Here is a 16,626-nt window from a genome sequence, read left to right as displayed (position 1 = left end):
CAAATTCTGACGCAGCACCCCGCCGGCCACGAAGCCGACAGGAGGCGCCGTTACACCGGCTTTACACCCTCCACGGACGGGCCGGTCGCGACGCCGCCGAGCAGGTCGCGCAGCAAGGGCCGCAGGGCCGCCGCGTCGATGGGCTTGCGCAGCAGGCCTGCCACGCCGCAGTCGGCCAGCTCCTCCGGGCTGATGGCGCCGGCGTTCCCGGTGTACAGCAGCACCGGAAGTCCCGGGCGGTGCTGCCGGGCATGGCGCGCGAGGGCCAGCCCGGTCATGCCGGGCATGGTCTGGTCGGTCATCAGCAGGGCGAAGGCCTCTTCGTGCGAGGCGAGCCGTTGCGCAGCCGGCACGGGATCCTGCTCCAGCACCACCTCCAGGCCCCAGCTGCTCATCAGCTCGTGCATGTAGCCGCCGACCGTGGGCTCGTCCTCGACAAGCAGCACGCGACCCTGCAGGGGCGGTGCCGGCACGAGCGCGACGGGCGCCGGCACTGCAGTGGCCTCGTGGACGGCCTGCCGGGCCGCCGGCAACAGCACCCGGAAGGTCGAACCGCAACCGGGTGCGGACTCCACCTGCACGTGGCCGCCATGGTCGTGCACGATGCCGTGCACCATGGCCAGCCCCATGCCCGTGCCGCGGCCGACCTCCTTGGTCGTGAAGAAGGGTTCGAACATGCGGTCGAGCACGTCCGGCGCCATCCCGCGGCCGTCGTCGATCACCTCGAACCAGACCCAGCCACCACCACCGGCCACCGTGCCGCTGCACGAGCTGCAATGCCCTGTCGCAGGCGAGTGCCCGATGCGCAGCCGCAAGCTGCCGTGCTCGCCGATCGCGTCGCGCGCATTCAGGCACAGGTTCAGCAGCACCTGCTCGAACTGCACCGGGTCGGCGACCACCGGGGGCAAGGCCGCCGGATCGCCACCCTGCACCTCGAACGACACGCGGATGGACGTGGGCAGGTTGGGCCGCAGCAGTTGCAGGGCCTGTTCGGCCACCTGGTCGGGCGCCAGCAGCCGCCGCTCGCCGCGGCGTGGCCGCGAGAACGCCAGCAACTGCGCCACGTGGTCACGGGCGCGCTCGGCCGCCAGCCGCGCCTGCTCGAGCTGGCGTGCGAGCACCGAGTCCTGCGCAACCACGGGACGCTCCTGCGCCATGGCCACGTAGCCCAGCACACTGGTCAGGATGTTGTTGAAGTCGTGCGCCAGCCCCCCGGTGAGGTGGCCGATCGCCTCCATCTTCTGCGACTGGCGCAGCTGCCGCTCCAGCTCCGCGCGGCGCTGCTCGGCCGCCCGGCGCTCGGTGATGTCGCGCACCGCGTAGAGCACGTGCGGCTGGCCGCGATAGGTCATCGGCGTGCCGCGCACCTCGGCCTGCCAGGTGGAGCCGTCCTTGCGGGTGCCGACGACCTCGAAGCGCATCTCGCGGCCGGACGCGAGCGCCAGGTCGTGCTCGATCCGGTGCCGCCTGCGCACTTCCGCATCGGCCTGCGTCAGCACGCGATCGGCCGCCATCACCTCCTCGCGCGTGTAGCCGCTGGCGGCCGTGTAGGCGGGATTTACCTCGACGGCACGGTAGGCGGCATCCCGGAGGACCAGCGCGTCGGCCGATGCGTTGAAGATGGCCCGGTACTGCTCCTCGCTGTCGCGCAGGGCCTGCTCGGACCGCCTGGCCTGGGTGATGTCGCGCCCGATGTACAGCACGTGCGGCCTGCCGCGATGCTGGATCGGCACGCCGCGCAGTTCCAGCTCGTAGCGGTGGCCGTCACGGTGCAGCAGCTGCGTCTCCAGCCGGATCATGGCGCCGCCCAGGGCCTTCTCGTGCTGTGCACGGATCGTGGCACTCACCTCCGGCGGATTGGCCAGCACCCGGTCCAGGCCCAGCACCTCGGCCCGGGTGTAGCCGGTCATCGCCTCGTAGGTGGCGTTGACGTCCACGATGCTGAAGTCGGCGGCACGCAGCACCATGGCGTCGATGGAGGCATTGAAGATCGCGCGGTACTGCTCCTCGCTGTCGCGCAGCGCGCGGTCGGCGCGGCGCCGCTCGGTGATGTCGCGCACCACGGTCAGCGCGTGCGGCCGGCCGCGCTGCACGAAGGGCATCACCCGCAGGTCGGCCTCGAAGGTGCTGCCGTCGGGCCGCAGCACGGTGGTTTCGACGTGGGTGGTGCGGCCGGCCAGCGCGCCGCGGACCTGGTCCAGCCGCGCCCGCACGTAGTCCGCCGGCATGCTGCGCGGGTAGGTCCGGCCGATCACGTCCTCGCGTCGCACCCCGTACAGCGCGACCCCGGCCGGATTGACGTCCGCGATGCGGAGCTGCTCGTCCCACACGAACAGGCCGTCGAGCGAGCCTTCGAACACGGCCCGGTACTGCTCCTCGCGCTGGCGCAGGTCTTCCAGCACCTGCTTCTGCGCCTCGGCCGCGCTCAGCCGCTCCACCTCCGCCGCCACGCGCACGGCCAGGATCTTGAGCGTGGCCTGCACCCGCTCGACCTGCCGCAGGGGCCGGCGCGAGGCCACCGACACGATGCCCAGCGGCGAGCCGTCCAGCGCCGCCAGCGGATGGCCGGCGTAGCTGTCCAGGCAGTTCGTGAGGGCGTCGGCGTCGCTCGGGAATCGGGCCTGGACGCCCGTCGGGTAGGCGCGGTAGCGCTGGCCCAGCACGGTCTCGCAGGGCGTGCCGGCCACCGGGTAGCTGATGCCCTGGCTGACCTCGCCGTCGAAGTACATGGCCAGCATGCGCAGCATGCCGGGTTGGGCCGGGTCGTAGCGGGCGATGAAGGCGACCTCGACCTGCAGCAGCGTGGCCAGCAACCGCACCAGCTCGTCGAACACCATCCCGCTCGGCGAAGCCGACACGGCCAACGCCACCGCCCGCAGCGCCTCGTCGGTGCGTCGGCGCTCGATGTCCGGTCCCAGCGTGGCCGCCGCGATCCCGAGCATCGCCTGTACGTGGCCTTCATCGCCGCCGGCCAGGGGCCGGCGGTCCAATGCCGCCAGCAGGCCGAGCGGCTCGCCATCGCTGTCGAACAGCGGCACGGCGGCCAGCGAATCCAGCTTCCTGGCTGCGAACACCGAGCCGTCCGGCAGGCGGGGCAACAGGCCACGGGCGACGTACGCCTGGCCCTGGCTGCGGGTGGCGGCGGCCGGCAATGCGTCAGTGGGGAAGTCGAAGTTCTCGGCCGCGCAGCAGTCGATGCGGACAGCCAGCGTGCGCAGGGTGGCTCGCGTGGCGTCGGTGTAGACGGCCACCAGCACCATGGCGGCGGGCAGGCTGGCGGCCAGTTCGCGCACGAGCTCGGCGAAGTGGTCCGAGCTGCCGGGGTGCGCCACGGCCAGCGCGACACGCCTCAGTCCCTGTACCGGGTCGGCGCCGAGGCGCCTGGACACCGGCGGGTGCGATGCGGCGTGCCTGCTCATGCTGCCAGTCTAGGAGGCCCGGCGTGCCGCCGTGCGTGGAATTGCCCGGCGAATACACGGCCGATACAAGCCGGTTGCAGACAGCCCCCGCGCTGCCGGGGGGCAGGCGGGGCACTGGTGGTCCGGCACGATGCGCTCGGGTTCAGCGCTGGTCCTGGTTGCTCGCGAACAGCGTGGTGCCGGTCTGCCGCGGCATCTGCGCGAAGTAGGACGAGCCGCTGTCCTCCGAGTTCATGGCGCGGACCTGGTCGCGCGACGCGATGTACGCGGCGGTGGCTTGCGCGCGGGTGATGGTGCTCATCCGCTCCTGCGGCGCGTTGGCCTGCAGGGTCCATTCGTTGGCGGCGGAGCTCAGCGCGGCCGGCTGGCTCAGCGTCTCGGCCTGCACCTCGGCGCGGCTGCGCGTCCCGGCGAACGGTTGCGCCTGGCTCTGCAGGCGGTACTCGGACCCGGCAGCGGACAGCTCGCTCCGGTGCGCCATCACCTCGGCCTTCACCTCGGCGCGGGTGCGGGCGCCGGCGTAGGGCGTGGAGTCGAGGGAGGGGCTCTCGGCGATTGCGCTGCCCGCCATGGCCGACATCAGGATGGCGGCGGCGAAGGCGGAGCTGCGGGAGGCGTGGGCGGCGGCGAAACGGCGGTTCATGACGATCTCCTGAGCGAAGCAGATCATGGAGGTGGCAAGGCGGCCTTCGCTCTCTTGTTCCGCATTGCCCCGTGGCATGGGAAGCAGTGTGGAAGGCACCGGTATTCGCCCGATTTCCGCCGGCCACCGTTTTGTATCGCGCGGGTATTCGTGCGTGCGGCTCGGCCGCAGCCCCCCCGGGACTACCATGGCATGGCAAGGACCCCTCGCCATGGACGACATCGAGCTCGCCGACAACCCCACCCGCCATCGTTTCGAACTGCGCCAGGGCGGCGAGGTCGCGGCCTTCTCGGAATACAACGAGTTGAAGGGCGCGCTGCTCTTCACGCACACCGAGGTGCTGCCCGCCCACGAAGGCAAGGGACTGGGAAGTCGTCTGATCGCATTCGCCCTGGACGAAGTCCGCCGGCGAGGCCTGCAGGCCATTCCCGCCTGTCCTTTCGTGGCGGCCTACATCCGCAAGCACCCGGAGTACCTGGACCTGGTGGCCGAACGCAGCCGGCGTGCGTTCCTGAAGTGAGGAGGCGTCCCGGTGCGTGTCCGGTACGACGCTGTGGAGTGTGGCCTGCCCGGAGGGACTCGAACCCCCGACCTGCTGCTTAGAAGGCAGCTGCTCTATCCAGTTGAGCTACGGGCAGGTGAGTGCGTGAGAGAAGAAGTGGTCGGAGCGAAGGGATTCGAACCCCCGACCCTCTGGTCCCAAACCAGATGCGCTACCAGGCTGCGCTACGCTCCGAACCTGGGCATTCTAACGAGGCGACTGCCGCCAGGAGGGAAGCAATGGCGATCCGGATCGTGAGACTGGGGACACCCCGCAAACCCGGCGAGGGGCCGCGCATCGGCACGGTGCGCAGGCCGCCGAGGGGCGTGCCCAAGGAGCGCTTCGCCGCCGACGACTGGTACGACGTGTGGTACCCCAACCTGTCGCCCAGCCCGCCGGTGATGCAGATCGCGCTGCACGCGAAGGACGACAAGTCCTGGGCGGAGTTCACGCGCAAGTTCAAGGCCGAGATGGCGCAGCCCGATGCCAGCCGCTCGCTGGACCTGCTGGCCACGCTGTCGCACACCAGCAATTTCTCCATGGGCTGCTACTGCGAGAACGAGGCACGCTGCCACCGCTCGCTGCTGCGCGCCCTGCTGGAGCAGCGGGGCGCGCAGATCGTCGATTGAGAACTCGGCGGACGGCGCCCCCGGAGCACCGCCCTCCCCGGCTTTACTTCTCGTCCAGTTTCTTGGCCTGTCCCGGCGGCAGGCAGCCGTTATCCTTCTTGGCCAGCCCCGGCGGGCAGTCGCCCCGGTTGCCCATGGCGGACGTTCCGCGGTGGCGCGAGTCGTGCGACGCGGTACTGTCCTTGCGATCGTGCTTGCGGTCGTGCATCCGGTCGCCGGTGCGGTCGTGCGTGCGGTCATGGGCACGGTCGTAGGTGCCGCTGGTCCCGCCCAGGTAGATGTTGTTGGTGTTGCTGTTGGTGGCGCTGGAGCTGGAGCCGGAGCTCGCGTCGCTGCCGCTGGTGGAACCGCTGCTGCTGCCGCTCGCGCCCATGCTGTTGGTGGCCGGCGCCGGATCGCCCGGGCGAATGATGGCGCCACCGCTCGCTCCCAGCGTGCCCTCGGTGGTGGCACCCTGCCCGGTCACCGAGTTCTGCGACGACAGCTTGCCGCTGCTCGTGGCCGCTGCGCCGGACTGGGTGTCGAGCGTCGAATTGGAGGAAGCCGTCTGCGCGTACGCGGCGCCGCCGGCCAGTGTGGAGGCGAGCAGGATGCCCAGAAGTTTGCTCATGCGTGGATCTCCTTGAAGCGAGACCCCGGCGCGACGCAGGCGCCAGGGCATGACGGCAGGATGCCCGCATGGCTGCGCTGCAGTGGTCGGACGCGTGAACGCATCCGGGTGCGAGGGCTCCGACAGGCGGTAGGAGGAGGATGGCCTCCGGAAGCGGCATCGCACCACGCCCTCGCCCAGAGGCGATCGCCCATGAAAAAGCGCCGGCAAGCGGCGCTTTCTATTGCGAGGCGGAGCTTTCAGCTCACAGCTTCACGTACTCGTACTCCACCGGCTGGGCATTGATGCCACGGTCCGGCGGTGCGATCCACGCAGCCATCTTGCCCGGCTCGGTGACGCGCTGCATCAGGCTCTTGACGAAGCGGATGTCCTCCTCGGTCGGAATCCACTCGGCCTTGCGCGCCTCGAATTCGGCGGCGGTGACCGGGTTGCCCTGCGGGTCGGTGTGCATGCCCGCCCAGGCGCCCACGTTGCGGCGGAAGCGCGTGGAGGGAAGCTTGAACTCGAAGGGCACGCCGGCCTTCTTGACCAGCATGTTCCAGCGCGTCACGCCGACGTTGCAGTCCTTGGCGTACTCGAGCCGGGTGATCTCGTTGATGCCGTTGCGCACCGAGATGGTCTCGTCCTTCACGCCGCCCTTGCCGTCCGGCACCTGGATGGTCATGCTGGTGTCGGCCTCGACGTGGTCGGCGAACTTGGCCTCGTCGGGGCGGCCCTTGATGCCGTTGCTGAAGTAGTTGGCCGCGTTGGACGAGGCCTCCGAACCGAACAGGTCCAGCGAGCTGGTGAACCAGAAGTTCATGAACTTCTGGATGGTCGGCAGGTCGATGGCGCCGGCGTTGCGGACCTTCCGCCAGTCGTCGGTGTCCAGCTCCTTCATCACCTCCAGCGTGCGCTTGATGGTCCGGCCGACGCCGGTCTCGCCCACGAACATGTGATGCGCTTCCTCCGTCAGCATGAACTGGCAGGTGCGCGACAGCGGATCGAACGCGCTCTCGGCCAGCGACTTGAGCTGGAACTTGCCGTCGCGATCCGTGAAGTAGGTGAACATGAAGAAGGACAGCCAGTTGTCCATCGGCTCGTTGAAGGTGCCCAGGATGCGCGGCTTGTCCGGGTCGCCCGAGTGGCGCTCCAGCAGTTCCTCGGCTTCCTCGCGGCCGTCGCGGCCGAAGTAGGCGTGCAGCAGGTAGACCATGGCCCACAGGTGGCGGCCTTCCTCCACGTTCACCTGGAACAGGTTGCGCAGGTCATAGAGCGAGGGCGCGGTGTGGCCCAGCAGGCGCTGCTGTTCCACCGACGCCGGCTCGGTGTCACCTTGCGTGACGATCAGGCGGCGGAACGTGGAGCGGAACTCGCCGGGCACGTCCTGCCAGGCGTCCTGGCCCATGAAGTCGCCGAAGCCGATCTTGCGGCCCTCCTGCTTGTCGGCCAGGAAGATGCCCCAGCGGTAGTCGGGCATGGGGGTGTAGCCGTACTGGGCCCAGCCTTGCGCGTCGACGCCGACGGCGGTGCGCAGGTAGACGTCGCTGGCCTTGAAGTCGCTCGGGCCCATCTCGTCCCACCAGCGCAGGAAGGCGGGCTGCCAGTGCTCGAGGGCGCGCTGCAGCTGGCGGTTGTCGCCGAGGCTGATGTTGTTGGGGATCTTGGCCTGCAGGTCGATGGTGCTCATGGTGTGTCCTGTCCTTGTCTCTCGGGATTCGTCGTCCCCGCGAAGGCGGGGATCCAGTGCTTCGTCAGATGCGCTTCCAGTCGAATTTCGCCTTGCGCCCGGTGCCGAACAGCTTCAGCGCGCCGTCCTCGCCGACGGCGTTGGGCCGGATGAAGATCCAGTTCTGCCAGGCGGACAGCCGGCCGAACACGCGCGTCTCCATGGTTTCCTTGCCGGGGAAGCGCAGCGAGGCTTCCATGCCGGTCAGGGCGTCGGGCGACAGGGAGGCGCGCTCTTCCAGCATCAGCCGGATCTCGTCGTCCCAGTCGATGTCGTCGGGGGTCAGCGTCACCAGGCCCAGCCCCAGCGCCTGGTCGGCGCGCAGCGCACTGCCCTGCAGCGCCTGCAGCTGTTCGATGGTGCCGGCGTCCTCGTTGAAGCGGGTCTGCAGGCGGGTCAGGCCGTTGACCTCCGGGTACCAGCCGAAGTTGGCGGCCGACAGGTGCAGCGCGGGCGCCACGTCCGGGGCATCCGGCAGATCCAGCATGTAGATGCGGTCGCAGGCCAGCGCCAGCTCGTAGAAGGTGCCGGCGAAGCAGGAGCCCTGGTCGACCAGCGCGATCAGCGAGCGGCTGGTGACGTCCAGGCGGGCCAGCGTGCGGCGCAACAGGCCCAGCGTCTCGCGCACCAGCCAGTGGCCCTTGTGCTGCTGCAGCACCGCATCGGCCTGCAGCACGCGCTGGGCGTCGCCGCGGGTCTTGATCACCCAGGTGCCGACTTCCAGCTCGTTGGTGCGCAGCTGCAGGATGGCGTCGTCCAGCTCGCGGGCGAACTGGAGCGGCCACCACTGGGCGCCGGCGGCCACGATGGCCTCGGGTGCGGACTCGACGGCGGCGGCCGGCGCGTTCACCGTGAAGGTCGCGATGCGCGCCGCGCGGTCGACCTGCACGTCCAGCGTCTCGTAGTGGTAGCCCTGCTCGTCGATGCGCACCGGCAGCGGCGTGAGCTCGATGCCCTGCTCGGGGCCTTGGCGGGTCGACTGCTTGCGCAGCCCCTCGACCTCGGCCGCCACCAGTTGCGGGAACTGCTGCGGCTTGGCATGGGCGTCGATCAGCTTCCAGTCCTTGGCCCGGTCGGCGCGGACGCCCTCGCTGGTGGTGCAGAAGATGTCGGCCAGGTCGCGACGCACCTTGCGCTTGTCGGTCACGCGCGTCAGGCCGCCGGTGCCGGGCAGCACGCCCAGCAGCGGCACTTCCGGCAGGCTGACCGTGGAGGAGCGATCGTCCACCATCACGATGCGGTCGCAGGCCAGCGCCAGCTCGTAGCCGCCGCCAGCGCAGGCGCCGGTGACCGCCGCCACCGACTTCAGGCCGTCGTGCTGCGAGGAGTCCTCCAGGCCGTTGCGGGTCTCGTTGGTGAACTTGCAGAAGTTCACCTTCCAGGCGTGGGTGGACAGGCCCAGCATGTAGATGTTGGCGCCCGAGCACCAGATCTTGTCCTTGCCCGACTCGAACACCACGACCTTGACGCCCGGATGCTCGAAGCGGATGCGGTTGAGGGCATCGTGCAGTTCGATGTCCACGCCCAGGTCGTAGCTGTTGAGCTTGAGCTTGTAGCCCGGCTTGATGCCGCCGTCCTCGTTGATGTCCAGCTTCAGGCGCGCGACGTCGCCCTCGACGGACAGGCTCCAGTGCTGGTACTTCGCCGGGTGGGTGGCGAAGCTGACCAGTTCGCGGTCGCCCTGCTTGAACAGCAGGGGCTCGGTCATGGCGTTCATTGCGCGGTCTCCTTGGGAATGCGGGTGGGGGCCGTGGGTCGCGCGTCGGCCGGTGCGGCGCCGCGAGCGGTGGATTCGGCGTCGGGGCGGGCGGCCACCGCAGGTACGGCCCGCTCCAGGTCCTTGAACGACTGCTTGACGCTGCGGGCGGCGGTGTCCACCACCGCATCGGCACGCGCGTACAGCGTCTCGCGGCTGGCCAGGATGCGCCGCAGGTCGTCCAGGGCTTCGTTGGTGGCGCCGCGGGTGCTGTCGAAGGGGCGCATGTCGCCCTGCGCCACCACGCGGCTCATGTGTTCTTCCGGGCTGGCTTTGAGCCAGACGCAGTAGAAGCGGCTCTGCAGCAGGTCGAAGGTCTCGCGCTCGCTGACGATGCTGCCGCCGGTGGTCATGACCACGCCGTCCGGATGCTCCTCGGCGATGCGGAACAGGGCGCGGCGCTCGTAGCGGCGGAAGCCCGCCTGGCCGTGCAGCAGCAGGATCTCGTTCATGCCGATCCCGGCCTCGCGCTCGATCTCGCGATCGAGTTCGACGAAGGGAACGCCCCGCTCGGCCGCGAGCTGTGCCCCGAGCGTGGACTTGCCGGCGCCTCGCAGCCCGATCAGGGCGATGCGCTGCTCGCGGCCGTGCTCGTCGTCGAGCCCGAAGGTGCTGGCCAGCAGCGCATGGGCCTGGTCGAGCTGGTGCTCGTCGAGGCGCTCCAGCAGGTCGTGCAGGCGGCCGAGCGCGGGGCGCGGCGCATCCTGGAACAGCTCGAGCACCGTGATGTGCAGGGCGCGGGCGACCGCCTGCAGCGAATGGATGGACACGTTGCCCTTGCCGGTCTCCACGTCGGCCAGGAACCGCTCGGACAGGCCCGAGTCGTGGGCCAGCTGCTTGCGGGTCATGCCGCGACGGGCCCGCCAGGCACGCACGCGCCCACCGAGCTCGGCCATGGTGGCCTGGGTGTCGGAAGCGGAAAGGATGGGCATGGGCGCGTTGTGGTTGATCTAAATCAAGATTGCAGTATACTTCCGACCAGCGACCTGTCAAGCAGTTTGCTTCATGTCAATTCAAGGAAGTCACCTATGAAGCTGAAGATCCTCGTCGGCACCATGACCAGCACCGCCGACTATGTGGCCCAGGCGATCCAGATGGACTGCGCGGACCTGATCGAGGAGATCGAGGTCGTGCTGATGGACGGGCTGGACATCTCCGCCTTCGATGAAGATGCGCTATACCTCATCTGCAGCTCAACCTACGGCTCGGGCGATGTCCCGGACAACGCCCGCGCTCTCTACGAGTCGCTGGACAGCACCCCCAAGTACCTGGGCCACGTACGCTACGGCGTGATCGCCCTGGGCGACCGCACCTACCAGCAGACCTTCTGCTTCGGCGGCAAGAAGTTCGACGAGCGCCTGCAGGGCCTGGGCGCCCAGCGCATCGGCGAGGTCTTTCTCCATGACGCCAGCGCGGGAACCATGCCGGAGGAAGAAGGCACCGCGTGGTGCCGCCAGTGGCTGGCGCAGGCGCTGGCCCCTGAAAAGGCCGCGGCTTGAACTGAATTAATGACGGGGCGCACGCATCGCGCGACCATCGCTATGTAGCAGCCCCCACCGGCCCGACCGGCGAGGGCCTACGAACAACGAGGAGACCAGGCCATGCACATGAGCCACGCCGACCACGGCACCCACCCGCCCCGGGTGGACATCCCGCGCGACTACAACGCCGCGTACGACCTGCTGGCGCGCAATGCGTCGCGCGCCGCGAAGCCCGCGTTCATCGACGCGGCCACCGGGGCCATGCTGACCTACGGCCAGCTCACCGAACAGGCGCACCGCTTCGCCAATGCGCTTCGCGACCGTGGCCTGCGGCCCGAAGACCGCGTGCTGATGGCCATGCTGGACACGCCGGAATGGCCGGTGGTGTTCCTCGGCTGCATGCTGGCCGGCGTGGTGCCCATCGCCGCCAACACCCTGCTGACCGGGCCCGACTTCGAGTTCATGCTGCGCGATTCGCGGGCCCGCGCGCTGTTCGTCTCCAAGCCGCTGGCGGCCACCTTCGACCCCGTCATCGGCAAGGCGCCGGCGCTCAAGATGGTGATCCAGGCCGGCACCGAAGGCCCCGACACGGTCGCCGGCATGGTGGCCGCCGGCTCGCCCGAACCCAAGGTCGAGGCCACCTGTGCCGACGACGCCTGCTTCTGGCTCTACTCCAGCGGGTCCACCGGCACGCCCAAGGGCACGGTCCACCTGCACAGCCACCTGATCCAGACCGCCGAGCTGTATGGCCGCGCCGTGCTCGGCATCCGCGAGGACGACGTGGTCTATTCGGCCGCCAAGCTGTTCTTCGCCTACGGACTGGGCAACGCCCTCACCTTCCCCATGAGCGTGGGCGCCACCACGGTGCTGCTGCCCTCGCGGCCGACGCCGGGCGATGTGTTCGGCGTGCTGAAGAAATACCAGCCGACCATCTTCTACGGCGTGCCGACGCTATACGCCGCGCTGCTGGCGGAGCCGGCGCGTCCGGCGCGCAAGGAACTGAACCTGCGCATGTGCACCAGCGCCGGCGAGGCGCTGCCGGCGGAGATCGGCAAGCGCTGGAACGCCGAGTACGGCTGCGAGATCCTGGACGGCATCGGTTCCACCGAGATGCTGCACATCTTCCTGTCCAACCGCCCCGGCGAGGTCCGCTACGGCACCACCGGCAAGCCGGTGCCGGGGTACGAGGTGCGCATCGTCGGCGACGACGGCCAGGTCTGCGGCGTCGGCGAGATCGGCGAGTTGCAGATCAGCGGCCCGAGCGCGGCCCTGATGTACTGGAACAACCGCAGCAAGACCAAGGCCACCTTCTGCGGCGAGTGGACGCGCAGCGGCGACAAGTACACCTGTGACGCCGACGGCTACTACACCTACGGCGGGCGCAGCGACGACATGCTCAAGGTGGGCGGCATCTACGTCTCGCCGTTCGAGGTCGAGGCTTCGTTGATGACGCACCCGGCGGTGCTCGAGGCCGCGGTGATCGGCGTCGCCGACAGCGACCAGCTGGTCAAGCCCAAGGCCTACGTGGTGCTCAAGGCCGGGCAGCAGGTGGACGCCGCCGCGCTGCAGCAGCACGTGAAGGGCCAGCTCGCCCCCTACAAGTACCCGCGCTGGGTGGAGTTCGTGACCGAGCTGCCCAAGACGGCAACCGGCAAGATCCAGCGGTTCAAGCTGCGCCAGTTGGGCCAGTGACAAAGGACAAGGTCCGCGCCCTGCGCCGGGCCTTTCCCTAGGGGTAAATCTTGGTGCGCCCTCGCCGCGCCCTGCGGTACAAATTGCTTTAGACCTCAACTAAATGGAGACCCACGAATGACCACTCGCCGCCTCGTCCTCACCCGCAGCGCCGCCGTCGTCGGCGCCGCTTCCGTCGGCCTGCTGCTGCCGCAGATCGTGCGCGCGCAGTCCAACCGCGTGCGCGTGGGCTTCATGCTGCCCTACACCGGCACCTACGCACAGCTCGGCGTGAACATCGAGAACGGCGTGCGCATGGCCATCAACGAGAAGGGCGGCAAGCTCGGCGGACGCGAGATCGAGTGGTTCAAGGTCGACGACGAGTCCGAGCCGTCCAAGGGCGTGGAGAACGCGCAGCGCCTGGTGCAGCGTGACAAGGTCGACGTGCTGATCGGCACCGTGCACTCCGGCGTGCAGATGGGCATCCATCGCGTCGCGCGCGAGTCCGGCGTGCTCAGCCTCATCCCCAACGCCGGCGTCCACGCCGCCACCCGCGGCCTGTGCGCGCCCAACGTGTTCCGCACCTCCTTCACCAACAGCCAGCCGACGCTCGCCCTGGGCAAGCCCATGGTCGACAAGGGCCTGAAGAAGGCGGTCTGGATCACCTGGAAGTACGCGGCCGGCGACGATGCCTTCGAGGGCTTCAAGGAGAGCTACACCAAGGCCGGCGGCACCATCGTCAAGGAACTGGGCCTGCCCTTCCCGAACGTGGAGTTCCAGGCGCTGCTGACCGAGATCGCCTCGCTCAACCCGGATGCCGTGGCCTGCTTCTTCGCCGGCGGCGGTGCCGCCAAGTTCATCCGCGACTACGCCGCCGCGGGCCTGAAGGGCAAGATCCCGCTGTGGGGCTCGGGCTTCCTGACCGAAGGCGTGCTCGATGCCGCCGGCCCGGCTGCCGAGGGCATCATGACCACGATGCACTACAGCGACTCGCTGGACACCCCGCGCAACCACCAGTTCCGCAAGGCCTTCGCCACCACCTTCAAGCTGCAGCCGGACGTGTACGCCGTGCAGGGCTACGACACCGGCCTGCTGCTGGCCCAGGGCATGGAAGCCGTCAAGGGCGACATCGGCAACAAGCAGGCGCTGTACAAGGCGCTGGAGACCCAGACCATCGACAGCCCGCGCGGCAAGTGGACCATGAGCAAGGCCCACAACCCGGTCCAGGACATCTACCTGCGCCGCGTCGAGAAGGGCGAGAACAAGGTGGTCGGCATCGCCGCCAAGGCGCTGGCCGACTCGGGCGCCGGCTGCAAGATGGCCAACGCCTGACGCTCGCACTGCGCGCACGTCGCGCGCGAGGGGCTCGGAACCAGGGCCTGGGGTTAGGGAAACTGCCCCCGGCCCTTTTTCTCGCCCCTCGCATGAGCTGATCCTTTCCGCGCGACAATGCGCGCGCTCGAAGGCGCGTGTGCGTCGATGCTGCGCGCCCGGTCCCCCAGCCCCTAGCTTTAGCCCCCTTGGACTTCTCCACCTTCCTGCTCCAGTTGCTCAACAGCGTCCAGTACGGGCTGTTGCTGTTCATGCTGGCCGCCGGCCTGACGCTGATCTTCGGGATCATGGGCGTGGTCAACCTGGCCCACGGCAGCTTCTACATGCTGGGCGCCTACCTCGCCTGGTGGCTGTCCTCCAGCTTCGGCAGCCTGACGCTGGCCATTGCACTCGGCTCGGTGCTGGCGGTGGCGTTCGGGCTGGTGCTGGAGCGCCTGCTGTTCCGCCACTTCTACCACCGCGACCACCTCGACCAGGTGCTGCTCACCTTCGGCCTGATCTACGTATTCGAGGAAGCCCGCTCCATCTTCTGGGGCGACGACGTGCACGGCGTGCCCATCCCGTCGGCGCTGGCCGCCTCGATCCCGCTGACCGACAACCTGTCCTACCCGGTGTACCGCCTGTTCATGTCCGGCCTGTGCATCGTGCTGGCGCTCGGGCTGTACTTCCTGATCTCCAGGACCCGGCTGGGCATGAAGATCCGGGCCGGCGCCTTCAACCACGACATGACCGAGGCGCTGGGCATCAACATCAAGCGCATCCACGCCATCGTGTTCGCGCTCGGCGTGGGCCTGGCCACCATCGCCGGCATGATCGCCGCGCCGATCTCCAGCGTGTACCCGAACATGGGCTCGCAGGTGCTGATCATGTGCTTCGTGGTGGTGGTGATCGGCGGCATCGGCTCGGTGCGCGGCGCGCTGATCGCCGCGCTGATGGTCGGCGCCGTCGACACCTTCGGCAAGGTGCTGCTGCCCCAGGTGGCCGGCATGCTGGTCTACATCCTGATGGCAGCCGTGCTGCTGTGGAAGCCGGAAGGCCTGTTCAAGCAATGAGCGCCGCTCAATCCCACCTCGAAGTCCTTCCCCGCAGCCTGCAGGTGCTGCTGGCGCTCGGCTTCATCGCGCTGGCCGCGTTCCCCTTCGTCGGCAGCGACTTCTACGCCTCCATGGTGGCCCGGATGATGATCCTGGCGATCTTCGCCATGAGCCTGGACCTGCTGCAGGGCGTCACCGGGCTGGTCTCGCTGGGCCATGCCGCCTTCTTCGGGGTCGGCGGCTACATGCTGTCCATGGTGTCCTCCGACAGCGCCGCCGTGAGCCTGTGGTGGACGCTGCCGGTGGCGCTGCTCGCCTCCGGCCTGTTCGCGCTGGTGATCGGCTTCTTCGTGGTTCGCACCCGGGGCATCTACTTCATCATGGTGACGATGGCGTTCGCCCAGATGCTGTTCTACCTGGTGTTCGACAACAAGGACCTGGAGGTCCTGGGCACCTCGCTGCGCCTGGGCGGCTCCGACGGCATGTACATCAACTTCAAGCCCGACGCCGGCCTGTTCGACCTGGAGGACAGGAAGGTCTTCTACTTCTTCACGCTCGCTTGCCTGGTGCTCGTCTATGCCTTCCTGCGCCGGCTGCTCTGGAGCCCCTTCGGCCGCGTGCTGGCCGGCATCCGCGTGAACGAGCACCGCATGCGCGCGCTCGGCTACGGCACCTTCGGCTACAAGCTGGCGGCCTTCACGCTGGCCGGCGCGCTGGCCGGCCTGGCGGGCTACCTGTGGGGCGCGCAGACCGGTTTCGTGAACCCCGAGCTGATGGGTTTCCACATGAGCGCGCACGCCATCATGATGGTGATCCTGGGCGGCATGGGCAATTTCGCCGGCGCCATCATCGGCGCCTTCGCCTTCGAGTACCTGCTGCACCTGTTCAAGGACCTGCCCGACATCGGCGACTTCCGGGTCGGCAAGCACTGGCAGCTGTGGATGGGCCTGTTCATCGTGCTCGTGGTGGCGTTCGCGCCGCGCGGCCTGCTCGGCGCGGTCGAACGCATCCTGCGCCGCAAGCCAGGAGCCGGCGATGCCTGAAGTCCTGCTCTCGGCGAGGAACCTGACCAAGCGCTTCGGCGGGCTGGCGGCGGTGCACGACGTGTCGCTCGACCTGTGGCGCGGCGCCATCCATGCGGTGATCGGCCCCAACGGCGCCGGCAAGTCCACCCTGACCAACCTGCTCTCGGGCGACCTGCCGCCCACCACCGGCAGCATCCACCTGCGCGAGGCCGAGGTCACGGGGCGCAGCCCCGAGCGCATCTCGCGGGCCGGGCTGGGACGCAGCTACCAGAAGACCAACATCTTCCTGCCCTTCACCGTGTGGGAGAACGTGCGCCTGGCCGCGCAGTCGCGCGCGCAGCACCCGCTGCGCTGGCTGCGCCGCGCCACCTCCTTCAAGGCCACCAACGAGCAGGCCGAGCGGGCCATCGAACTGGCTGGCCTGGCGGAGCGCCGCAACGCGGTTGCCGGCACCATCAGCCACGGCGAGCAGCGCCAGCTGGAAATTGCCATGACCCTGGCCACCGCACCGCAGGTGCTGCTGCTCGACGAGCCGCTGGCCGGCATGGGGACCTCCGAGGCCGAGCGCATGGTGGAGCTGCTGCAGCGCCTCAAGCAGGCCCACGCCATCATGCTGGTGGAGCACGACATGGACGCCGTCTTCGCGCTGGCCGAGCAGCTCACCGTCATGGTCAACGGCCAGGTGATCGCCAGCGGCACCCCCGAGCAGGTCCGCGGCGACGCGGGCGTGCAGGCCGCCTACCTGGGCGAGGAGGAACTGTGAGCCCCCACGCTTGG

14 protein-coding genes and 2 tRNA genes are annotated in these 16,626 nt (G+C 69.1%); 8 read left to right on the top strand and 8 right to left on the bottom strand.

All coding sequences use genetic code 11. From position 1 onward, the window contains the following. Positions 1-50 precede the first annotated feature (50 nt). Both VEC03_RS14205 and VEC03_RS14200 read right to left on the bottom strand, forming a co-directional pair. Positions 51-3,419 (bottom strand): PAS domain S-box protein, encoded by a 3,369-nt coding sequence (locus VEC03_RS14205; RefSeq protein WP_324916250.1) that lies wholly within the window; start codon positions 3,417-3,419, stop codon positions 51-53. A gap of 142 nt (positions 3,420-3,561) precedes the next feature. Then, on the bottom strand, positions 3,562-4,062 hold the full coding sequence (locus VEC03_RS14200; RefSeq protein WP_324916247.1) for a hypothetical protein: 501 nt from the start codon (positions 4,060-4,062) through the stop codon (positions 3,562-3,564). A 211-nt stretch (positions 4,063-4,273) separates the two neighbouring features. On the opposite strand from VEC03_RS14200, the gene VEC03_RS14195 reads away from it, so the two are divergent. After that, the gene (locus VEC03_RS14195; protein ID WP_324916244.1) at positions 4,274-4,582 is read left to right on the top strand and encodes a GNAT family N-acetyltransferase; all 309 of its coding nucleotides are present in this window, start codon (positions 4,274-4,276) and stop codon (positions 4,580-4,582) included. 41 nt (positions 4,583-4,623) lie between these two features. Here VEC03_RS14195 and VEC03_RS14190 read toward each other — a convergent pair. Further along, positions 4,624-4,700, bottom strand: a tRNA-Arg gene (locus VEC03_RS14190). Between the two features lie 21 nt (positions 4,701-4,721). Continuing rightward, positions 4,722-4,798: transfer RNA gene (locus VEC03_RS14185), tRNA-Pro, on the bottom strand. Positions 4,799-4,842: 44 nt separating this feature from the next. Here VEC03_RS14185 and VEC03_RS14180 point away from each other — a divergent pair. Continuing rightward, a complete protein-coding gene (locus VEC03_RS14180) occupies positions 4,843-5,232 on the top strand; it encodes a DUF488 domain-containing protein (RefSeq protein ID WP_324916241.1) in 390 nt (129 codons plus the stop codon). A 43-nt stretch (positions 5,233-5,275) separates the two neighbouring features. Here VEC03_RS14180 and VEC03_RS14175 read toward each other — a convergent pair whose 3' ends face one another. The 4 genes from VEC03_RS14175 to VEC03_RS14160 all read right to left on the bottom strand — a co-directional run bounded on the left by VEC03_RS14175 (position 5,276) and on the right by VEC03_RS14160 (position 10,238). After that, entirely contained in the window at positions 5,276-5,842 is a 567-nt protein-coding gene (locus VEC03_RS14175) for a hypothetical protein (protein ID WP_324916238.1), read from the bottom strand. 244 nt (positions 5,843-6,086) lie between these two features. Next, the gene (gene boxB / locus VEC03_RS14170) at positions 6,087-7,511 is read right to left on the bottom strand and encodes a benzoyl-CoA 2,3-epoxidase subunit BoxB (RefSeq protein ID WP_324916236.1); all 1,425 of its coding nucleotides are present in this window, start codon (positions 7,509-7,511) and stop codon (positions 6,087-6,089) included. Positions 7,512-7,575: 64 nt separating this feature from the next. Further along, the gene (gene boxC / locus VEC03_RS14165; RefSeq protein WP_414708500.1) at positions 7,576-9,267 is read right to left on the bottom strand and encodes a 2,3-epoxybenzoyl-CoA dihydrolase; all 1,692 of its coding nucleotides are present in this window, start codon (positions 9,265-9,267) and stop codon (positions 7,576-7,578) included. Then, entirely contained in the window at positions 9,264-10,238 is a 975-nt protein-coding gene (locus VEC03_RS14160) for a helix-turn-helix transcriptional regulator (protein ID WP_324916233.1), read from the bottom strand. Before VEC03_RS14160 ends, boxC begins: the two co-directional genes overlap by 4 nt. Positions 10,239-10,334: 96 nt before the next feature. On the opposite strand from VEC03_RS14160, the gene VEC03_RS14155 reads away from it, so the two are divergent. The 6 genes from VEC03_RS14155 (at position 10,335) to VEC03_RS14130 (ending at position 16,612) form a co-directional block, all read left to right on the top strand. Next, positions 10,335-10,805, top strand: a complete 471-nt coding sequence (locus tag VEC03_RS14155; protein WP_324916230.1) for a flavodoxin domain-containing protein — start codon at positions 10,335-10,337, stop codon at positions 10,803-10,805. Positions 10,806-10,907: 102 nt separating this feature from the next. Further along, positions 10,908-12,479, top strand: coding sequence for a benzoate-CoA ligase family protein (locus tag VEC03_RS14150; protein WP_324916227.1), 1,572 nt, complete (start codon positions 10,908-10,910; stop codon positions 12,477-12,479). Between the two features lie 117 nt (positions 12,480-12,596). Beyond that, complete coding sequence (locus VEC03_RS14145; RefSeq protein WP_324916224.1) at positions 12,597-13,790, top strand: ABC transporter substrate-binding protein; 1,194 nt, start codon at positions 12,597-12,599, stop codon at positions 13,788-13,790. A 188-nt stretch (positions 13,791-13,978) separates the two neighbouring features. Next, positions 13,979-14,842 (top strand): branched-chain amino acid ABC transporter permease, encoded by an 864-nt coding sequence (locus VEC03_RS14140; protein WP_324916221.1) that lies wholly within the window; start codon positions 13,979-13,981, stop codon positions 14,840-14,842. After that, entirely contained in the window at positions 14,839-15,867 is a 1,029-nt protein-coding gene (locus VEC03_RS14135) for a branched-chain amino acid ABC transporter permease (protein ID WP_324916218.1), read from the top strand. Before VEC03_RS14140 ends, VEC03_RS14135 begins: the two co-directional genes overlap by 4 nt. Beyond that, positions 15,860-16,612, top strand: coding sequence for an ABC transporter ATP-binding protein (locus tag VEC03_RS14130; RefSeq protein ID WP_324916215.1), 753 nt, complete (start codon positions 15,860-15,862; stop codon positions 16,610-16,612). The genes VEC03_RS14135 and VEC03_RS14130 overlap by 8 nt, the downstream gene beginning before the upstream one ends. The last annotated feature ends 14 nt before the right edge of the window (positions 16,613-16,626 follow it).

This window comes from Ramlibacter sp. (assembly GCF_035627355.1).
GTDB lineage: Bacteria > Pseudomonadota > Gammaproteobacteria > Burkholderiales > Burkholderiaceae_C > Ramlibacter.
This window is presented reverse-complemented; position numbering and strand designations above follow the sequence as displayed.